At 65.7% G+C, this 17234-nt stretch carries 12 protein-coding genes, 2 tRNA genes and 1 pseudogene; 6 read left to right on the top strand and 9 right to left on the bottom strand.

What is annotated here, in order from left to right:
- Nucleotides 1–349: 349 nt before the first annotated feature.
- Together cimA and AVR91_RS10760 are read left to right on the top strand one after the other, a co-directional pair.
- Nucleotides 350–1975: a citramalate synthase gene (gene cimA / locus AVR91_RS10765; protein ID WP_063277549.1), complete on the top strand. Its 1626-nt coding sequence runs from the start codon at nucleotides 350–352 to the stop codon at nucleotides 1973–1975.
- A 19-nt stretch (nucleotides 1976–1994) separates the two neighbouring features.
- Entirely contained in the window at nucleotides 1995–2765 is a 771-nt protein-coding gene (locus tag AVR91_RS10760) for a fumarylacetoacetate hydrolase family protein (protein WP_063277550.1), read from the top strand.
- A gap of 65 nt (nucleotides 2766–2830) precedes the next feature.
- Here the strand turns inward: AVR91_RS10760 and AVR91_RS10755 are convergent, their stop codons facing one another.
- A complete protein-coding gene (locus AVR91_RS10755; RefSeq protein ID WP_063277551.1) occupies nucleotides 2831–4066 on the bottom strand; it encodes an FAD-dependent oxidoreductase in 1236 nt (411 codons plus the stop codon).
- A 541-nt stretch (nucleotides 4067–4607) separates the two neighbouring features.
- Here AVR91_RS10755 and AVR91_RS10750 point away from each other — a divergent pair.
- The 3 genes from AVR91_RS10750 (at nucleotide 4608) to AVR91_RS10740 (ending at nucleotide 5668) form a co-directional block, all read left to right on the top strand.
- Nucleotides 4608–5342 (top strand): HAD family hydrolase, encoded by a 735-nt coding sequence (locus AVR91_RS10750; protein WP_016336522.1) that lies wholly within the window; start codon nucleotides 4608–4610, stop codon nucleotides 5340–5342.
- 51 nt (nucleotides 5343–5393) lie between these two features.
- Nucleotides 5394–5465: transfer RNA gene (locus tag AVR91_RS10745), tRNA-Gln, on the top strand.
- A gap of 130 nt (nucleotides 5466–5595) precedes the next feature.
- Nucleotides 5596–5668, top strand: a tRNA-Glu gene (locus AVR91_RS10740).
- Between the two features lie 638 nt (nucleotides 5669–6306).
- Here the strand turns inward: AVR91_RS10740 and AVR91_RS44405 are convergent.
- A pseudogene (locus AVR91_RS44405) lies at nucleotides 6307–6729 on the bottom strand (recombinase family protein); the annotation flags it as partial.
- A gap of 814 nt (nucleotides 6730–7543) precedes the next feature.
- Here AVR91_RS44405 and AVR91_RS10725 point away from each other — a divergent pair.
- Entirely contained in the window at nucleotides 7544–8368 is an 825-nt protein-coding gene (locus AVR91_RS10725; RefSeq protein ID WP_063277554.1) for a hypothetical protein, read from the top strand.
- 504 nt (nucleotides 8369–8872) lie between these two features.
- Here AVR91_RS10725 and AVR91_RS10720 read toward each other — a convergent pair.
- The 7 genes from AVR91_RS10720 to AVR91_RS43735 all read right to left on the bottom strand — a co-directional run bounded on the left by AVR91_RS10720 (nucleotide 8873) and on the right by AVR91_RS43735 (nucleotide 15947).
- The gene (locus AVR91_RS10720; protein WP_228709177.1) at nucleotides 8873–9508 is read right to left on the bottom strand and encodes a cupin domain-containing protein; all 636 of its coding nucleotides are present in this window, start codon (nucleotides 9506–9508) and stop codon (nucleotides 8873–8875) included.
- A 65-nt stretch (nucleotides 9509–9573) separates the two neighbouring features.
- Nucleotides 9574–10989: an alpha/beta fold hydrolase gene (locus AVR91_RS10715; RefSeq protein ID WP_158077396.1), complete on the bottom strand. Its 1416-nt coding sequence runs from the start codon at nucleotides 10987–10989 to the stop codon at nucleotides 9574–9576.
- Between the two features lie 452 nt (nucleotides 10990–11441).
- The gene (locus tag AVR91_RS10710) at nucleotides 11442–13055 is read right to left on the bottom strand and encodes a sensor histidine kinase (protein ID WP_158077395.1); all 1614 of its coding nucleotides are present in this window, start codon (nucleotides 13053–13055) and stop codon (nucleotides 11442–11444) included.
- 100 nt (nucleotides 13056–13155) lie between these two features.
- Entirely contained in the window at nucleotides 13156–13533 is a 378-nt protein-coding gene (locus AVR91_RS10705) for a DUF5684 domain-containing protein (protein WP_063277557.1), read from the bottom strand.
- Nucleotides 13534–13560: 27 nt separating this feature from the next.
- Nucleotides 13561–13926 carry a YbjQ family protein gene (locus tag AVR91_RS10700; RefSeq protein WP_063277558.1) on the bottom strand — a complete coding sequence of 122 codons (366 nt, stop codon included), beginning with the start codon at nucleotides 13924–13926 and terminating at the stop codon, nucleotides 13561–13563.
- A 91-nt stretch (nucleotides 13927–14017) separates the two neighbouring features.
- Nucleotides 14018–15628 (bottom strand): alpha/beta fold hydrolase, encoded by a 1611-nt coding sequence (locus tag AVR91_RS10695; RefSeq protein ID WP_063273673.1) that lies wholly within the window; start codon nucleotides 15626–15628, stop codon nucleotides 14018–14020.
- Between the two features lie 34 nt (nucleotides 15629–15662).
- A complete protein-coding gene (locus AVR91_RS43735) occupies nucleotides 15663–15947 on the bottom strand; it encodes a DUF1345 domain-containing protein (protein WP_267284110.1) in 285 nt (94 codons plus the stop codon).
- Between the last annotated feature and the right edge of the window lie 1287 nt (nucleotides 15948–17234).

Genomic DNA, 17234 nt, shown 5'->3' with positions numbered 1-17234 from the left:
CCCTTTGCTGCGTGAGGGTGCGATGGGGGCGCGGTGGCAGGCCCGTGAAGAAACCCTTGCCTGGGGTGTGTTGCGAAAGCCACTTTCGCAACCTTCAACGTTGCGAAAGTGGCTTTCGCAACGTCGGCGGCAGGGACGCGTGGTCCCGGAGTGTGGGAACTGTCGCCCGGGTTGTGGACGAGGGGAAGAGCGTGTGCCATGATGCGTCCGTGACCTCCTGCACCATCATTATCGCCGAGCACGCCGGATAACAGCTCCACAAGAGCCCCCGGCGCGCAACCTCTCGCACCCATGCGGGAGGTTTTTTTGTTGCCTGAACACGTTTTGCCGCCACCACGAGGAGATTCCCGTGACCCGCAAGGAGCCCGCCGATACGCCACTCGGCGACGCCTTCCATCTGTACGACACGACGTTGCGCGACGGCGCGCAGCGCGAGGGGATCTCCTACTCCGTCACGGACAAACTGGCGGTGGCGAGGCTGCTCGACGATCTCGGGGTCGGGTTCATCGAAGGCGGGTGGCCGGGCGCGCTGCCCAAGGACACGGAATTCTTCGCCCGCGCCGCTTCGGGCGAGCTGAAACTGCGTCACGCCGCGCTCGTCGCTTTCGGCGCGACGCGGAAGGTGGGCACCAGGGCCGAGCAGGATCAGCAGGTGCGTGCGCTGCTCGATTCCCAGGCGCCGGTGGTCACGCTCGTGGCCAAGTCGGATCTGCGGCACATCGAACGCGCGCTGCGGGTCGACGTCGACGAGGCGTGTGAGATGGTGCGCGACACCGTCGCGTTCCTCGTCGGCGAAGGACGTCGCGTCTTCCTCGACGCGGAACACTTTTTCGACGGCTACGCGTTCTCTCCGGACACCGCCCTGAAGGTGCTCGACGCGGGAGTGAACGCGGGCGCCGACGTCGCAGTGCTGTGCGACACCAATGGCGGCCGGCTGCCACTCGGCCTCGCGGAAACCGTCCGCGAGGTCAAGGAAAGGACCGGATTCCGGCTCGGAATCCATTGTCAGGACGACACTTCCTGCGCGGTGGCGAATTCCGTCGCCGCCGTGCAGGCCGGCGTGACGCACGTCCAGTGCACCGCCAATGGTTACGGCGAACGGGCGGGTAACGCCGATCTTTTCGCCGTGACAGGGAACTTGGTGACCAAGCTCGGCATGGAGGTCCTCCCGACCGGAGGCGCCGCCGAGCTCACCCGGGTCTCCCATGCCCTTGCCGAAATCGCGAACATCGCCCCCTACACCCACCAGGCTTACGTAGGGGCGTCGGCCTTCGCCCACAAGGCGGGACTGCACGCGAGCGCGATCAAGGTGGATCCGTTGCTGTACAACCACATCGATCCAGCTTCGGTCGGCAACGACATGCGGGTACTGGTTACCGAGATGGCCGGCAGGGCCAGCCTGGAGCTCAAGGGACGTGAGCTCGGGGTCGACCTTGCCGGCCAGCCCGATGCGCTGACGAGCGCCGTCAAGAAGGTGAAACGCCTCGAATCCGAAGGCTGGTCCTTCGAAGCCGCGGACGCTTCACTGGAACTGCTGCTGCGGCGGGAGGTCGACGGCCCGCAGAGCGACGTCCTCGACGAACCGCCGTTCGAACTGGAGTCGTACCGCGTCGTCCTGGACCACCGGTCCGACGGCGAGGTCGTCTCCGAAGCGACGGTCAAGGTGCACGTCGCCGGGCAGCGCGTGATCGCGACCGCCGAGGGCAACGGCCCCGTGCACGCGCTCGACGCCGCCCTGCGCGAGGCGCTCAGCCCGCATCTGTCCTGGTTGGACAGTGTGGAGCTGGCCGACTACAAGGTGCGGATCCTGCCCGGCCATCCGGGCACCGACGCCGTCACCCGCGTGCTCGTCGAGACCAGCGACGGCGAGCGCGAGTGGACCACCGTCGGCGTGCACGGGAACATCGTCGAGGCGAGCTGGCTGGCGCTGTGCGACGCGCTCGTGCACAAGTCCCTCAGGGAGGCGTCGGCGTGAGGAGTCGTACAGTGGGGGAGTGCGTCTAGCCCGAATTGCTCATCCCGGTGGTGTCGCGTTCGCTTCGATCGAAGGGGACGGCGACGACGCCCAGGTACTGGAAATCGCCGAGCACCCCTTCGGCAACCCCAACTTCACCGGCAAGCGCTGGCCGCTCGCCGACGTCCGGCTGCTCGCGCCGATCCTTCCGTCGAAGGTGATCGCGGTCGGCCGGAACTACGCCAAGCACGCGGCCGAGTTCGGCAACGAGATCCCGCAGGACCCGATGCTGTTCATCAAGCCGTCGACCACGGTGATCGGGCCCAACGTGCCGATCCGCCGCCCGCGCGGCGTCGGCCGGGTCGACTTCGAGGGCGAGCTGGCCATCGTCATCGGCCAGCCGGTCAAGAACGTGCCCGCCGCCCGCGCGGCGAGCGCGATCCTCGGCTACACCGTGGCGAACGACGTCAGCGCGCGTGACCTGCAGAAGTCCGACGGCCAGTGGGGCCGGGCGAAGGGTTTCGACACCTTCTGCCCGCTCGGCCCGTGGATCGAGACCTCGCTCGACGCGGCCGATCTCGCGCTCAAGTCCGAGGTGGACGGTGTCCTGAAACAGGACGGCCGGACGTCGGACCTGGTGCACAAGATCCCCGAGCTGGTCGAGTTCGTGTCCGGGGTGATGACCCTGCTGCCCGGTGACGTCATCCTGACCGGCACGCCCGAGGGCGTCGGCCCGATCGAGGACGGCCAGTCGGTCTCGATCACCATCGAAGGCATCGGCACGCTGACGAACCCGGTTCAGGACGTCTAGCGCGCTATGAACGGTCCGTTCCTTGCAAAATTTGCAAGGAACGGACCGTTCATAGCATCCGGACGCTAACCGGCCGGTTCCATCGCCCGCCGCGCGAAGGCCGGGGCGTGCTCGGGCCGCAGCCCCAGGCCCAGCAGCCGCGCGGGGACGTAGGACAGCACGGGGAACCGGCCGAACAGCTTCACCATCGGCGCGGGCGGGCCGTTGCGCTTGCCCGCCATGACCGGCCCCATGACGTTCTTGTGCAACATCCGCTGCAACCCCTGCACCAGCATCGTGGGCGCGAGACGGCGCTTGCGGACCTTCGCCAGCTCCGCCGCCGACGGCCTGCCCCGGCGCAGCGGTTCGGCGAGCAGGGCGGCGGCCGCGACCGCGTCCTGCACCGCGAGGTTGATCCCGACCCCGCCGACCGGCGACATCGCGTGCGCCGCGTCACCGATGCACAGCAGCCCGTCGAGGTGCCACTTCCGCAGCAGGTTCATCTTGACGTCGAGGAATTTGACGTCGTCCGTCGTCTTCAGCTCGTCCACGCGGTCGGCCAGCTCGGGCAGGATCGCGGCCACGTTCTCCCGGAACGCCTCGATGCCCTTCTCGCGCAGGTCCTGGCCCTTGGGGCTGAGGTACGCGATCTGGAAGTAGCCCTTGCGGGGCAACGGCACGGCGAAACGGCGATCCCGCATCTTCGGGGTCAGCATGCCCTCGCGTTCGCCGTCCCGCCGCGAGATCCGGAACCACCACGCGTCGAACGGGATGGGGTAGTCCTTCGTCATCAGCCCGGCCTCGCGACGGGCCAGCGACCAGCGGCCGTCGGCGGCGATCACCAGGTCGGCGCGCAGTTCGCCGGTCTTGCCGTCGGCGTCGCGGTAGCGGACCCCGCTCACCCGGCCGTGTTCGAAGATCAGCCCGGTCATCTCGGTGCTCTGCCGCAGCGTGAACGTGGGCTCCTTCGCGCCGGCGTCGGCGAGCAGGTCCAGGAAGTCCCACTGCGGGACCATGGCGATGTACGGATGCGCCACCTTCAGCCTGGTCAGGTCGGCGAGGCGCATCATCGTGCCGTCCTCGGCGGGAAAGCCGGCGTAGGCGATCTGGCTGTGCGGCAGGCTGAGGAATTTCTCGCTGAGGCCCAGCTCGTCGAGCAACGTCAACGTCGACGGGTGCACGGTGTCGCCGCGGAAGTCCCTCAGGAAGTCCTTGTGCTTCTCCAGCACGGTGACCTCGACCCCGGCCCTGGCCAGCAGCAATCCGGCGACCATCCCCGCGGGGCCACCGCCGACGATCACGCAGTTCGTACGTTCGTTCATCCGTCCCACCCCTTCGAACCCTTATTCATCACTTGTTGAATAAGCTCAGGATGCACCTCGCCGACGAGTGCGTCAAGCGCCATCCGGGCGGATACGCCGTTCGGGCTATGGTCGGGATCTCACCGGTCCGTGTACCACACCGACTGTCCAAAAAGGACGAAAATGAAGCGGGAAGAGTCCCGGAAGGACGCCGATCCCGGAAACGCCCTTGTGGACGGTCCCCGACTCGAAGCGGGGTAAGGATTTCGTTGCCGTCACAGGGTGTGCGCGCCGCGAACCGGCCAGGGCGCGACGGAGTCGTATTTCACCCGGCCGCCCGCGTTAGCCGTTGACCGGTAACTAAAACACGTCATCTCACCAACTGGGAGTAGAGTGCCCGCGCCGGAACAGACCAGCCTTAATCACCTCATCGGCAGAGTCGCGATCGCGTTGAGTGCCCTAGCCTCACTTGGTGGATTTCGCTCTCGTGCCCCGGACCTCGTCACGAACCACGCCGGACGCTCCGGACGGCGCCCCGTGGGAGCCCCCGGAGTTACGGTTGGTGTGCCTCGACATCGATGACACGTTGATCGACTGCACCGCGGCGATCCGCCTCAGCCTGGGCGCCCTCACCGGCCGGAACGACCTTTGGCCGCTGTGGGATCTCATCACCGAAGAGCATGTCGCGCTGGTGGTCGCGGGCGAAATCGATTACGCGACCATGCATTACCGGCGTACCGAATGCTTCCTCGCCGAGATCGGCATTTTGGCCGACGAAGACCAGGTCAGCGGGTTCGAAAGACGCCGTCGTGAAATTCTCACTCGTTCGTGGCAATTGTTCGAAGATGTCCTCCCGTGTCTGGAATGGTTGCGGGCCGCCGGTGTTCTCGTCGCGGCGGTCACGAACGCCTCGGGCGCGCATCAGCGCAAGAAGATCGCCGATCTCGGTCTCGCCCGGTTCTTCGACCACGTGGCCATCGCCGGTGAACTCGGAGTAGCCAAACCCGACCCGGCGATGTTCCACTCGGTCTGCCTCGGCCTCGGCTGCGACCCGGCGCAGGCGGTCCACGTCGGCGACAAGCTCGACACCGACGCCATCGGCGCCCGCGACGCCGGCCTGGGCGCCGTCTGGCTCGACCGGGACGGCATCGCCGAGCGGGCCCCGGCGGGCGTGCACACCATCTCGGGCCTCGACGAGCTGCCTGAGCTGCTGGTTTCCGAGTTCGCGAAGCTCGGCGTGCCCGCTCAGCGCGCTACTGAGACCCCCGCGTTCACGGTGCGGAACAGCGTGCTCTAGTATTCTTTCTCGTGCGGCACCGAGCCGGTCAAGATCGGAACGGTACCTCACTGGGGTATGGTGTAATTGGCAGCACGACTGGTTCTGGTCCAGTTAGTCTAGGTTCGAGTCCTGGTACCCCAGCTGGAGAACTCTCCGGAGTGAAACACAGAGTGACCCCCCTGCGAAGGTGGGAAACCCGGTCTGGTAAGTTTCTCCACAGCAACACAGCAGGTGAACAACTGAAAATCTCCTCTTGAAGGAGAAGTTCCTAGCCCCCGTCGTCTAGCGGCCTAGGACGCCGGCCTCTCACGCCGGTAGCGTGGGTTCGAATCCCATCGGGGGTACGCGCAGCTTCCACCCAAAAAGTCTCGACCGTAGCGGTCGGGACTTTTTGCATTTCGGTGGAGCTCATCACGTCGTTGATCCTTTCTGCGGTTACAGCTGTGTCCGGTACCTGTTCGACCGGCAGTTTGATGGTAATCGTCACCTGGTCACCCGCGCCATGGACGTTCACGGTGAGCTGGGTGATTTCGAAGAGTTGGCGTAGCAGGGCCTGAGGCGCATTGGCCAGATTGACCTGGAGGTGCGGGAGCCCTTCGAGGCGGTTCAGGTCTGATGAGGTGGGCTTCGCCGGCTGTGTCTTGTCCTCGGCGTCGAGATGAGCGAGCGCGGCCAGCGCTGCGGACTTGTCTTCCTCCAGCTTGTTGTAGTTCTGCCGGAGCGCCTTGGCGAACGGGTCGTCCGGTGCGCCGTCCTGGGCCTGGCGCAGAACCGAGTCCTGTCGGCGGGCCACATCGGCCAGGTGACGTTGAAGGCGCTCACGTTCGCGCCGGCGCTCCTGAGCTGCGCTGTCGTCCACAGTGGCTAGATCGGCTTCAATGATGACTCTCCTAGTGGGGCTGAAGAGTCGGTCGGCGTAGAAAGCTGAAACGGCTTCGAGTAGTTCGTCCTCGCGGAGCCGGATAGCTGCCGGGAGACCGGCGCGAGGTCCGGAGCCGCCGCGGTTGTTCTTGCCCGGCCAGCACAGGTAGTAGAAGAGCCGGTTGTGTTTTGTGTCACCAACCATGCGCCGTCCGCAGCTATGGAAGACCATGCCGCGGAAGAGGTAGGTGCGTTCGGCGCTGGGGTTGGCGTTCGGCTGGGTGTCCGCGCGCGACCCTCGTCGCGCTTCGAGGCGGCTGGTGAGTTCGTCGAACATCCACTTCGCGATCAAGGGCTCGTGGACCGGCTTCGGTGACCACACCGACTTGAACGGCTCGTCTACCTTGCCTCGCTTCGACGTGGTGGCGCGTCGGTTGAACACTTGATAGCCCGTGTACTTGGGGTTCTGCAGGATCCCGGCTACGGAGCTCTTGCTCCAGGCGCCGCGGCGCGGTCGGCGGCGGGTAGCGCTCGAGGTCGGCATTGAGACGGTCCGCGATGGTGTTGTAGCCGATACTTGGTCTTGCCCCTCTCCGCTTTCGCCGGGCTCGGGTGGGGGGTGGGGGACGCCCTTGGCCTTGTAGCCGGCGGCTTGCCGATATTCCAGCCGTCTCGCACGTGGGTGCACAGCCCACCCCAGGACTGTTCGACGGTGTTGAGGACCTCGTACTCGGCGATGGACTGATTGATGCGGCGCTGGAGGACGCGCTGAGCGCGGCTGCCGGCGAGGGTGATCGGTTCGTTCGACGCGAACAGCGGGACGTCCGCCCACTCCAGTTCCCGCTCGACAGACAGCCCCTCGAAGGCAGGACGTACCAGCGGCCGCCGCCGAGAGTGGGCTTGTCGGCGGCTTCGTACACAGCCGCGCCGTTCAGGTCGGGTTCGTCCACCGTGCAGTGCGCATATTCGAGTGTGCGATATAGCCGGGCTTGGACGTGCTATTCGACCGTATGGTCGAGGGGTGCTGGGTCGTTCCATGACGTGCTCGTCGAGGTAGGTGAGCCCGTGGATGGTCGTGCTGTACGTGCCGGCCGATGAGGTCGGCCTGACCGGGTTGGTTTCGTCGCGGCAGTGACGTGCCGTTTGTCTCTGTGAGGCAACTGGCGGTCGAGGTGGGACGTGTTTCGGGTATGACCGAGAAGCAGGTGGGCAGGCCGATGAACCGGCGGCAGAGACGGGCCGCGGGGCAGCGGACGTCCGCGCCTGGACTAGGCGGCCGTGACGGCTCCCGGATTGTCGGGGTTCGGGTAGGCGGGGACGTCTCAAGGGATTCGCGTTTTCCACCCCGGAACGGCGCCGTGGTGGGTTCCAGTGCGGTGGACGGGGTGATGCTGCGGCGCTTCCACCTGTTCTACGCCACCGTGGGCGGGCTCCTGGGTGCCGTGGTCTTCGGCGGGATGCTGTGGTCCGGCCTGAACCGGTACGGCCGATTCTGGGTGGGCGGGACCGAGTTCGTCGTCGACGCGTTGCTGATGTCGGCGTCGGCCCTGCTGGCCGTGGTCACCGGGCTCGCCGCGATGAAGCAACAGCGGCAGATCCGGCAGGCGCCGGTGACGACCTGGCTGGCTGGAACCGGGGGTGTGGCGTTCGAGGTGGCGACCCTGCGGCTGCGTGCCGTGAGCCGTAACGCGGGTTTCTTCGCCGCGTTCTGGGTTCTTACCTTCCTTATGGCGGCCACGAGCATCGTCACCGGCGCGGCCGGTTTCAACGGTGCCGTGGCAGCGGTTCATCTTCTCGCCGTGCTGGTCTCGATATTCGCGATACCGATGAGTTTGGCGGCGATGAAAGGCTGGGCACGGAGGCATCGGGTGGTGCGGCAGACGGGCTGGCGCGCTACGAAGTCGATCACCGTGCGGAGGCCTTACGGCAGGCCGTTCGAACCCTCCGTGATCACCGTCGAGTTCGAGGACGGCAGCGTGATCGAAGTCCGCACTGTCGAGTCGACCTATCGTGCCGGACACAAAGAGGGACAGCGCCTGCTCTCGGCCTGGGTTGGTGGCACGGACTCCTCGATGGTCGTCCTTTTCGAACACGGTCCGTTGAGGCAGGGCTGGTACCCGGTACCGGTGATGGCACTCGGAGCCCGGATCTCGCCGGAGGACGCCTCGTCTTCGAAGCCATGACTCTTCATTCGGCGCGGGATTCTCGCGCCCGCATCTATCGACCGGTGGGCGCAGCCCGGCGGAGGGTGCCGTCGTAGGGGTGTAAGTAGGTGGTTTCGTCGGGAAGGAACCTGTTCGATCGCCCCGGCGCCGTGCTGTTCCCGCACGTACTGGTGGATCAGGCGTTCCTTGGTGCGCAGCGACATCCTCGACCTGTGCATCGACTCAGCGTGCACGGCGTAGATCACCTCCCGCACGATCTCGGTCACGCTTGGATGGGCGCCCGTCGGGCGCAGCCAGCGATCATCCGCGCCTCGTCGTAGCTCTAGCCGACCGTTCACGATGGGGAGGTCATCAACTGCTACTCACGGTTCGCACCGTCTTGATGGCCCGCGCGGTTGTCCATGGCCGTGCGGAGTTGCTCGGCGAAGCCCGCCGCCGTGACCGCTGCAGAGTTCACGGCGCCGGGGTGTCCAATTGATGACCACCAGCGGCGCGAAGAGGACGCTGCCGAACCTGTACCGGCTACTTGTGCCGCCTGGTGATGACGACTGGTTTGATTTCCCGTGGGATCTGGTCGAACGCGGCGGCCGGAACGCCGAAGCACGCGGCGAGTACTTCGCGGGGCATGGAGTTGAACGTACCGACTATGCCGATATCGTCGTTGGGTTCTTGGGTGCTGCTGTTGAAGATGACCAGCACGTCGAGGGGTTCGGTCTCGCTGAGGTTCTCGAAGTAGTGAAAGAACCCTTGTGGAGCGAAGACCAGATCGCCTTGTCCGGCGTCGAAGGTGTCTCGGTGGTAGGAGCCGTCCGGGTGAGTGCCGAGGATCGTCCATTTCACCTTGCCGGAGATTACGTAGTTGAGTTCCCACGCCGTGGGGTGCCAGTGGGGTTCCCTGACTCCACCGACGTCCAGGCGGATGAGGTATACGGACCCGTTTTGCCCCTTGAGAACGGGGAAGTTCTGTTCGTGCGCACCACGCAGACTTCCTCCCTCGACGACGGTGGCGGGACTGTCGGCCAGGTTGAACAGGTGGGGGTGGTTCATGGTCTGATCGCTCCTTGGGTAGCTCGTCGTGGCGGTCGAGGTTCCCGCCGTGGTAAAGGCCGAGATGCCCAGCCCGGCACCCATGGCAGTTCGTCGATTGATCTCAGGCAATGGAAGGATCCCTTCAGTTATAGGAGAGTTCATGCTCGTGACTGTTCCGAATCTCGGTGGCCGCGCTACTTCACCTTGTTGAGCAATTCTTCGATGGAGGTGTCGGGGCGTTGGGCGGGCGGGCCACCGGTTGTGCCGGGTGCGATGTCGGGGAGCGTGTCCACGCCGGCGGCGCAGGTGGTCCGGCGGTCGGGGAGCTTGCCGTCGATCAGGTAGGCGTTGACCGCGGTGTCCACGCAGGTGTTGCCGCGGCTGCCGTAGTAGCCGTGGATGCCGCTGTTCTGCACGGTGATCAGGGGCATGTCCAGGTGGTCGGCGGCGGCGGAGCCGCTGGTGTAGGCGGTTTGGGTGTCGCCTTCGCCTTGGACCACGACACCCGCCGGATACTTGCGGCTCCCGACCGCGGTCATCGGGTCGCGGCCGGCGGCGAACATGCAGTTGTTGGGGCTCACGCTGCTGACGGCGTCACCGTAAGGGATCTCTTCGGCGACTTTGCGCATGTCCGCGTAGTAATCCTCGGGGTTGGCAGGCCATTGCCAGTCGCACAGGATCGCCTGGTAGGTGCCGTTGGGCTTCTGATCGGCTTCGGTCGGCGGTGTGGCCACCGCGTTGCCGTCGTCGCCGTCCGGCCGCGCCAGGAGGGCCATGGCTTTGATCGCTTCGTCGTCGGGGTCGGCGCCGTTGATGGCAGGCAGGAGGTCGCGCAGAGTCCACGCGAAGGCGGACCAGAGGGAACGGTAGCGGGCACCGGTCCCGACGGCGTTGTCGAACGTCGACAGATCGAGGTCGCCGAACTGCTTGGACCGCAGTGTCGTGGCGAAACGGTCCAAAGTGGCCTGGATTTCGTAAGGGGTGGTGCCGAGGCCGAAGGTTTTGTCACGGTCGGCGGTCCACTGTTTCCAGGCGGCCACGTTCGCGCGGTGTGCCTCGACGTCGGCCTGCTCGACCTGGCGCCAGGTCTGCCTGGGGTCCTGCGCGGAGTCGAGGACCATGCGGTCGAGGTGTTCGGGGAACATCTCACCGTAGAGCGGACCGAGGAACGTGCCGTAGGAGAAGCCGAGGTAGCTGATCTTCTCCTCGCCGAGGACGCGGCGGACGAGGTCCATGTCCCGCGCGGTGTTCATGCTGGTGATGTGTTTGCGAAGGTCGCCGCCGCCGTTCGCACAGGCGGTCTCGGCGGCCTTGGCCTTGGCGACGTACTTCGGCAGGCCCTCCTCGGTCGGCCTGCTGGGCAGGGCGGCCTCGTCCGTCTTGTCGCAGAACAAGGGGGTCGACTTCCCGACGCCCCGCGGGTCCATACCGATGGTGTCGTACACGGCTTCGGCGGGCTGGCGTTCCAATGCCAGGGTGAGGCTGAGTCCCTCGGCGCCGGGACCGCCGGGATTGGTCAGCATGATTCCGCGCCGCCTGCCCGGGTCGGTCGCCTTCTTCCTGGCGATGGCGATGGTGAGTTGCTTGCCTTGGGGAGCGCGGTAATCCATCGGCACCTGCACGGTCGCGCACTGCGCACCGCCGTCTTTCAGATCGGCGTTCTCGCACTCTGTCCATTGTGGCCGTTGGCGCGCTAGGTCGTCGAGACCATCCGGTGGTGCTTGGGGCGAACCGGAGGCGGCTGTCGGAGACGAGGTACACGCGCTCATTGTCATCAGAGTGGCGATACCCAGAACGGTAAAGCGAAACAGCTTCGGAAAATTGCGCCGCGAAGTGTGGGTCACCGGCCCATGATAAGCAGAACTCCTCAGGGAAGACGCGGATCTGCGACACTCGATGAGATGTGGTCGAAAGTGAACCCTTGTGATAGCAAAGCTTGTTTTCGACTTCCGTCCGTGTCTTTGTCATGTCGATGCGAAAAGAGGCTGTTCTGGTTGTCGCTATCGTGCTGAAGGCGCGAATGGGTGAAAAATCGAGGTCGGCAGGGGAATCTGAGTGAGCATTATGTGGTGGTGTAGGTCTGCTTGTCGACGAGGCGGCCGTCGGCGAAGCAGAAGCGGAACGCGATGAACTCCGGGGTCGTGGACGGCTGTTCGGCGGCGAGGTAGTACAGGCAGGACGCGCTTTCGGGCTCAGGGGGCGCACCGGCACGGATGGTGAGAAGAGCGGAATCGGTGGGCGCGGGAAGAAGGTCTCTGACGGCGGATTCCTCGGTACCGACCGGGATCGAGTCGTAGAGTTTCGCCGGGACGCTCGAGCCGCCGTCGCTGATGCCGATCCATACCAGCAGGATCAGCGCGCCGAGGAGGCAGGCGGCGACGGCAACGAGGGCGCTGGTGCCGGCGTGGACATTGAAGCGGCGTGACCGCGTGTAGTCGAGATCCACTTCGGAATCATCCACGGTGGATGGTGCTTCGGCAGGGCTGTCGTAGGGGAGTATTGCTGCGACGCGGAATCCGCCGTCGGGCGTCGGTCCGGCGTGCAGTGCTCCGCCGGCGATCCGGACGCGCTCGGTGAGTCCGATGAGACCCAGTCTGGTGCTGGGTGCCGGTTGCTCGATGGGGGCAGGGGGTTTGTCGTTGTGGAGTTCGACCAGTACCGCGTCGGGTTCGTAGGTCACCGTCGCGGTGATGGCGGCTCCTGGTGCGTGTTTGCAGGCATTGGTCAGTCCTTCTTGGACGATTCGGTAGGCGGCGTGGCTGGTCGACGCGGACAGCGAGTCCGGCGGCGGGAGATGGTGGTAACCGATTTCGGTTCCGGTGGCGCGGGCGGTGTCGATCAGCCCGGGGATCGCGTCGGCCGTGTGGGCGCCGGGTTCGTCGCCTGGGTCGCTGTCGGGTGCCAGCGCTCCGACGACGTCCTGCAGTTCGGCCGCGGCGGCGTTCGCGGTGGTGCGCAGCGCGTCGAGCGTCGGCAGTACTTCGGGAGGCAGGTTCGGGTTCTGGTTCACTACACCGCTGAGTACCGAGATCAGGCTGAGCCGGTGGCCGAGGCCGTCGTGCATGTCCTGGGCTATCCGGTTGCGTTCACGCATCCGGGCTTGCGTTGCGAGGAGCGCACGTTCGCGTCGAATGTGCCGGTCCTGCCAGGCGAGTGCCAGCGCGAGCCGACTTCGCTGTGCGGCGAACCGTCCGAGCAGGAAGGGCATCAGTACCCCAAGGAGCACCAGGGCCAGCCGGGGTGCCACCGACAGGGGCCCGACGGCCAACGTCGTCAAGTCTCCCGACACCACCAGGGACACCGCCATCGCGGCGGTGAACGCGGCGAACGCTCGTTGCCAGCCCGCGATGCGGTAGCCAGCCCAGTAGATGACGACCAGCATGCTGATCCCGCCCACACCGTACGGATACAGCAGGAGCACGGCGGCGAGTAGCGCGAGCACCGGAAACAGATGCCGGACCAGGAGCAGCCCCGCGTAAACGGCCGCGAGCCCGGCGAGTTGTCCGAGGCCGCGGTCGTCGAGGAACGCGTCGGAGGATACGTCCGCCGCGAGGCAGACGGCGATTAACGCTGCTTCGACGACGAACTCGCGGCGAGACGTTTCCTGGGCTCTCGTAACGATTTCGCGGGCGAATTCGCCAGGGCGCCGCGAGATCGCGGTGAGAAACTGGGACACGTGCATCACCCTAAGGGGAGGACCCGCGTTTCATGCGCATTCGACTCCAGTGCCGGACCAGACCCCGAGGATCCGATCCGGCACTGGGGTGCCGCGAGTTTCAGGCGTGTTGGAATGACGTGGAAGACTCCGGCCCGGCGTACTGGGCGCTGCCGAGAGCGAGGATGGGGTATCCGATGAATCCGAAGACGAACAGTCCGAAAAAGCCGAATGCGCCGCTCTTGCCGAACGACTTGGCCACTCCGAGGGAGACCACGATGCCCGCAACGATGTCGACGACGGGGATGAGCAACCCCACGACCCACCAGCCGGACCGCCCCGCGACCTTCGTCAGGATGTAGAGGTTGTAGATCGGGATGATCGCGGCCCAGCCAGGTCGGCCTGCCTTGGTGAAAACACGCCACAGCGCGGCGATGTAGAGCAGGGCGAGGATCAGGGTGATGATCAGGATGGGAACCGAATTGATGTCGTCGTCCATGAGAGTTCTTTCTTCGTGAGAGGTGGGTCAGGCTTTTTCGATGACGGCGGCGGTGCCGTAGGCGCAGACTTCGGTGCCGAGGTCCTGGGCATCGTTGACATCGAAACGGGTCATGAGCACCGCGTTGGCGCCGCGGACGCGGGCCTGCTCGGTGAGGCGCTGCAGTGCCTCGTTGCGGGAGTCGACGAGGGTTTTCGTGAGCCCCTTCAATTCGCCGCCGAACATGGATTTCAGCCCGGCGCCGATCTGGCTGCCGACGTGCCGGGACCGCACGGTGACGCCGTACACCTCGCCGATGACCCGCTGGACGCGGTATCCCGCGACGTCGTTGGTGGTCACCACGAGGATGTCCGACTCCGGGTCTTGTCCTCCGCCGAACTCGTTCGTGCTCACGGTCGACTTCTTCCTTTCGATGGCTGCGTGGTGAGGTGAGGGCCGGGCCGTGCCCGAGGGAGGAGGGCACGGCCCGGCGGTACAGGGTGGGTCAGCGGGCCTGGTGAGGCAGTACGGCGTGCAGGAGCTGTTCGGCGATGCTGCCGAGGTCGGCGATCAGGTCCTCGACGCCCGGTGCCGGATCGGTGGGGATGGCGGCGGGCGGGTTGGTGCTGTCGCAGTCGGTGCGCCGTGGCGGGAGCTTCCCGTCGACGAGGTAAGCGTTGACCTTGTCGTCGACACACGGGTTGGGCTTGACCGGGATGGCCGGGTCCATGCCGCCCGCGGTGTACTGGCCATGCTGGCCCTCACCGCGCACCGCGATCAGGGAACTGCCCAGGGTCCTGGCCATGGCTTCCCCGTTGACCATCGGCGTCTGAGTGTCTCCTTCGGCCGCCAAGACGAGCCCCTTCGGATACTTCGCCTTGCCGATCGCCGGCAACGGTTCCCTGTCGCCCTGGTGGAAGAAACAGTTGTTCGGCGCCAGTTGCGGCACGGTGCCGCCGAATGGGACGGTCTCCCGCACCCGGCGCATGTCGCGGTAGTAGACGTTCAGATCGGTCGGCCAGGCCCAATCGCACAGGATCGTCCGGTAGACCCCGTTCTCGGTCTTGGCCTGCTCCGTGAGCCGGGCCGCCACCGCGGCCGCGCGCCGGTTGCTGTCGGCCAACGCCGGATCACCGGCAGGCAAGGGTAGTTCGGCCTGTACTTTCTGCAGGTCTTTAGCAAGGGACGCCCACACCTGCCGGTAGCGGGTGTACTGGCCGACCACCAGGTCGAGCTGGGTCTGGTTCTCGATCCCGCCGACCGGTTCGACGGCCAGCCGGTCGGCGATCTTGTCGATGCTCGCGCGGACCTTCTTCGGAGTGGTGCCGAGGTGGAAGGTCGCGTCACGCCGCGCGGTCCACGACGCCCAGTGGTCGAAGTTGGCCTTGGTCGCGTCGACGACGTCGTAGGCCTGGTCGTGCCACGTGGTGCCGGGGTCAAGCGAGGAGTCGAGCACGCTGCGATCGAGGTGTTCCGGGAAGAGCTGTCCGTAGACCGCGCCCAGCCACGTCCCGTAGGACACGCCGAGATAGCTGATCTTGTCTTCGCCGAGTGCCGCGCGGACGCGGTCGAGATCGCGCGCGGTGTTCGGGGTGGTCACATGCTTGCGGAATTCGCCACCGCCGCGGACACAGCCCTCTTCCCATTGCTTCTCGTACTCGGTGATGCGTGGGAAGACCGTGTCGCTCGGCCGTGTCGTCGGCACGGGCTCCGGGGTGGACGGCACTTCGCAGTTCAGCGGCGTGGACCCGCCCAGCCCGCGTACGTCGATGCCGATGATGTCGTACACCTTGGCCAAGGGCGTCTCGAGGTAGTTGTACAACAGGTCCCGGCCGGTTCCCCCCGGGCCGCCGGGGTTGGTGAACAGCACCCCCCTGCGCCGCTGGGGTTCGGTGGCCTTGTGCCTGCTGATCGCGATGGAGATCTGCTTGCCGTCGGGATGGGCGTAGTCCATCGGCACCGCGACCGTGGCGCAGTCGAATCCCACCAGGATCTCCTCGGTGCAAGGTGACCACGTCACCGCGGGAGCGCCGCCCGCAACGCCGGCGACCGCCACCGTGAGCGCCCCGGTCATCGCGGCCACGCTCAAGCCCGCGATGAGTTTCTTCCGAACCATTTCTTCCCTTTCCGGTGTCTTGATCGGACAGCGGCTATTTGCCGCTGATCACTCCGACCGCGATGCCGACGATCGCGGTGTTGTAGAGGAACGCCAGCACGCTGTGCGTGAGGACACGCAGCCGGACCGCTTTACCCCGTGTCTCCACATCGGACACCGCGAAGGATGTCCCCAGCGTGAACGAGAAGTACGCGAACTCCACGAGCGTCGGCCGATCGGTACCGGGGAAGACCAGAACCTGATCCGGCAACGCGGCGTAGTAGTCCCGTGCGTAGCGTTCGGCGTACCCGAAATGCAGGATCAGCCAGGCGAAGATCACTGCGGGGACACCGATGCTTGGCCACGATGGCTTCTGTCTCGCCTGCCCCGTCCAGCACGATCATCAGTCCTGCCGTGATCCCGACGAGACTGGTGAACAGCGTGAACAGCAGCCCGCTGCGGCGCCCCAGGGTGGACCGCAGCCACGTGGTGTCCGCCGGATCACCCGACCTTTTCGCCCTGACCAGCCGTCGCACCCGCATCACGAGATAGGCGAGTGCGACCAGGTCCCACAACGCCAGGTAGACGCTGCTGTCGAGAACGACGACCGCCGCGCCCAGCAGCACCAGCGCCACCTCGATGATGCGTGAGACGATCAGTAAGCCAGTACGGAGCATGTATCCACTTCCTCGAAAACTTCGGGGGCCAGAAGGCGCCGGTCTAGGGGCGGCATGCCGATCCGGCGGCACGCTCCACCCGGGATCGGATGCCCGGCCGCAGGGTGAGGACCTTCGTGGAGAGCATCCATCGCCCCACTCGCCCCAAGAACGGCTGTGCTCCGCCGGAACCTGCGGCGATGCCTGGATCTGTGGCGAGGCACGACGGTGCCGGAGTCATGGACGGTGGTACCGCGGTACGGAGTGCCGGAGCCAGGACGCCGATAGCGATCACGGCGGTCAGCAGTGCTGCGGCGGCAAGCGTCCTGGTTGGCATCGTAGACTCCTGACCTGGCCGGCACCGCCGCGCTGCTGGATTAACCGGGACACCGCCGCGGATGAAGATTATTCATACAATGGTTTCGTTCCTTGCGCTGACAAGTTGAAAGCGCGTGAATTAACGGATCTCTCAATCGGGAACCGATGTTGTCGTTCATGTTTCGTTCGGAACGTAGCAGACGGGCCAATTGGCTACCACTGACGTCCACGGTTGAGTCAACTGAATATGCCCCTCTGTGCTCCGGTGTGGAGGGGGGCGAACCGTCGTTCGTCGGAAAATTGTCTTCCAGGGGTGATCGACAACTGTGGGCACTCGTCCTGTGGTGACAAAAACTAAATCATCTGCGATCGGGTCACACTTTGAGGTGATCGTGCTTGCGGGCAAGCGGGCTTGGCGGCGAGCCGGGTGCGCGTCCGTCAATTCGATGGACGGCGCGGGCAGGCGTCGTCCGCCGTCGTTCTTCTTTGTCCCCTCGAGCCGTGTCGGCATGCTGGGACGTTATCTCGTGGCGGATGATCACGTGAAGCGGGGAAAGAATCCCGGAAATGTGCACTTTGGTGAACGCTTCGTGTTGACTTTGGAAAGCATTGTTCCCGCACGTCGCAGGGAGAGGCGAAATGGGGAGCATCCG

It is taken from the genome of Amycolatopsis keratiniphila subsp. keratiniphila (assembly GCF_001620365.2).
Taxonomy (GTDB): Bacteria; Actinomycetota; Actinomycetes; order Mycobacteriales; family Pseudonocardiaceae; genus Amycolatopsis; species Amycolatopsis keratiniphila.
This window is presented reverse-complemented; position numbering and strand designations above follow the sequence as displayed.